Raw genomic sequence first — 1863 nt, 5'->3', positions numbered from 1 at the left:
ACCTCATGGAAGAAGGCCTTATCGGACTGGAAGATATTATACTTCTTATCATATACTGCTGCTGAGGGTTTTATAGGCAGGGATTCCTTAGGATACTTAATAAAAGTACCCAAGGTAGCATAGGTAAGGCGCAAACCTCCCTGTACCCCTGCTCGGCTTTCGGTAAGTATCTTAAAACCATTGGCATTACCCTCAAAATTACACAGGTCAGCATATTCCCTATCGGAAAGTTGTCCCTTGAGCACGCTCCCCTCATGGTAGCGAAAGAAATCTCCTATGGCTTTCTCTCCACTATGTCCAAAAGGCGGATTACCTATGTCATGTGCCAAGGCTGCAGAGGCGACAATGGTACCAAAATCATTCATCTGATAACCCAATTGTTGTAGGTAGGGATACTTCTGTAGAATTTTTGCCCCTATGGCGCGCCCTAGTGAGCGCCCCACTACAGAGACCTCCATACTATGGGTCAAGCGTGTATGTACAAAACCAGAGCCTGAAAGCGGAATTACTTGGGTCTTGTCCTGTAGGCTGCGAAAAGCCCCTGAGAAGACGATACGATCGTAATCCACATCATAGCTTAGCCGCGTAGGATCTTCCTCTTGGCGCGAACGGGTTTTAGTATCTCCTTGTTTGCGCAAGGAAAGTAGGTGTTGCCAATCCATCATTTGAGTTTTGAGTTTTGAGTTTGAGGAATTATAAGATTTTAGTATTTAAGAGAGCACTTTACCAAACGCCTCTGAGAATTTGGTAGGGGTAAACTCAATAATTTGATAGGCAGCTATTCGATGCTCGTGGAAAGGATCTTGAGAAATTATTTCCTCTACTTCTCCCCTACTGTCAGCCTTACACAAAATCACCCCACCCTTGCGAGGTACTTGTGCTCCCGAAGCTACAAAATGCCCTGAAGCATAGTGCTTATCTAAGTAAGCGCGATGCGCTTCTAAGTGTTTTTCAACCTCACTGAGGTCTTTCTGATAGGTTAAAATAATAAGATACATAGGATAGTTTTTAGTGATTAGTAGTTAGTGTTTAGTATTTAGTTATCAGCGACTTAGCTACTAATCACTATTCGCTGATCACTATTCACTATAAGTGGCAAAGGTAGGAATTTATTTTGAGTTTATCAATTTTTTTATAGTATGATGGTGTATATATCGAAAAAAAATAATATTTTTGCACCAAATTAAAAAGCATTATATGTCTCAAACAAGAAAAGCAACTAGTTTGCACAGTAAAGTAACAGAGTTACTTCAAGCACAGATAGCTATGGAAGCCCATGCAAGTGCCACTTATTTGGCTATGTCTTCTTGGTGTGATGATCATGGTTATAAGAGAAGCGCTGCTTTCTTCCTTAACCATGCTGACGAAGAACGTGGCCATATGCTCAGAATATTTAACTTCTTGAACGAAAACGGTGTAAGAGCTCTCTCTCCTGAAGTGACCAACATCCAACAAGAATACAAGAGCCTTAAGGACGTGTTTGAAAAAACTCTAGAGCACGAAATTGCAGTTACCGACTCTATCAACAACATCGTAAAGGTAGCACGTCATGAAAATGATTTCGCTAGTGAAAGTTTCCTACAATGGTTCGTTAACGAACAATTGGAAGAAGAACGCCTTGTACATGATATACTTGATATGTTCGAGTTCGTTACTAAAGAAGAGCCTTTCGCTATCAAACTCCTTGACGAGCGTGTGCCTCTAGAAAGCTAATCAAGCACTTAACAGAATAAAAGGCTGTCCTCGGGACAGTCTTTTTTGTTTCTAATATTATTAATGCGAATCAATAGTTAAAACACTATTCGCTAACTATCTAAGACGCAATAAATTGCGTCTCTACACATGCGCTGGCTAAGACAATTA

The 1863-nt window shown here is 40.7% G+C and carries 3 protein-coding genes; 1 reads left to right on the top strand and 2 read right to left on the bottom strand.

Translation table 11 applies throughout. From position 1 onward, the window contains the following. Both dgt and Q0625_RS01485 read right to left on the bottom strand, forming a co-directional pair. Positions 1 to 662 (bottom strand): dGTP triphosphohydrolase (gene dgt / locus Q0625_RS01490; protein ID WP_298823129.1); only part of this gene is annotated, 662 nt, incomplete at its 3' end. 48 nt (positions 663 to 710) lie between these two features. Further along, positions 711 to 998, bottom strand: a complete 288-nt coding sequence (locus Q0625_RS01485) for a YciI family protein (RefSeq protein WP_298823128.1) — start codon at positions 996 to 998, stop codon at positions 711 to 713. 199 nt (positions 999 to 1197) lie between these two features. Between Q0625_RS01485 and Q0625_RS01480 the strand changes: the two genes are divergently transcribed. Beyond that, positions 1198 to 1713, top strand: a complete 516-nt coding sequence (locus tag Q0625_RS01480) for a ferritin (protein WP_016419295.1) — start codon at positions 1198 to 1200, stop codon at positions 1711 to 1713. Positions 1714 to 1863: the final 150 nt, after the last annotated feature.

Source organism: uncultured Capnocytophaga sp. (assembly GCF_938029845.1).
In the GTDB taxonomy this organism is placed as follows: Bacteria; Bacteroidota; Bacteroidia; order Flavobacteriales; family Flavobacteriaceae; genus Capnocytophaga.
This window is presented reverse-complemented; position numbering and strand designations above follow the sequence as displayed.

Bases quoted from the DNA above. Each gene is read 5' to 3' on its own strand.
- Q0625_RS01480 (WP_016419295.1), top strand. From the start codon at position 1,198: ATGTCTCAAACAAGAAAAGCAACTAGTTTGCACAGTAAAGTAACAGAG.
- Q0625_RS01485 (WP_298823128.1), bottom strand. From the start codon at position 998: ATGTATCTTATTATTTTAACCTATCAGAAAGACCTCAGTGAGGTTGAA.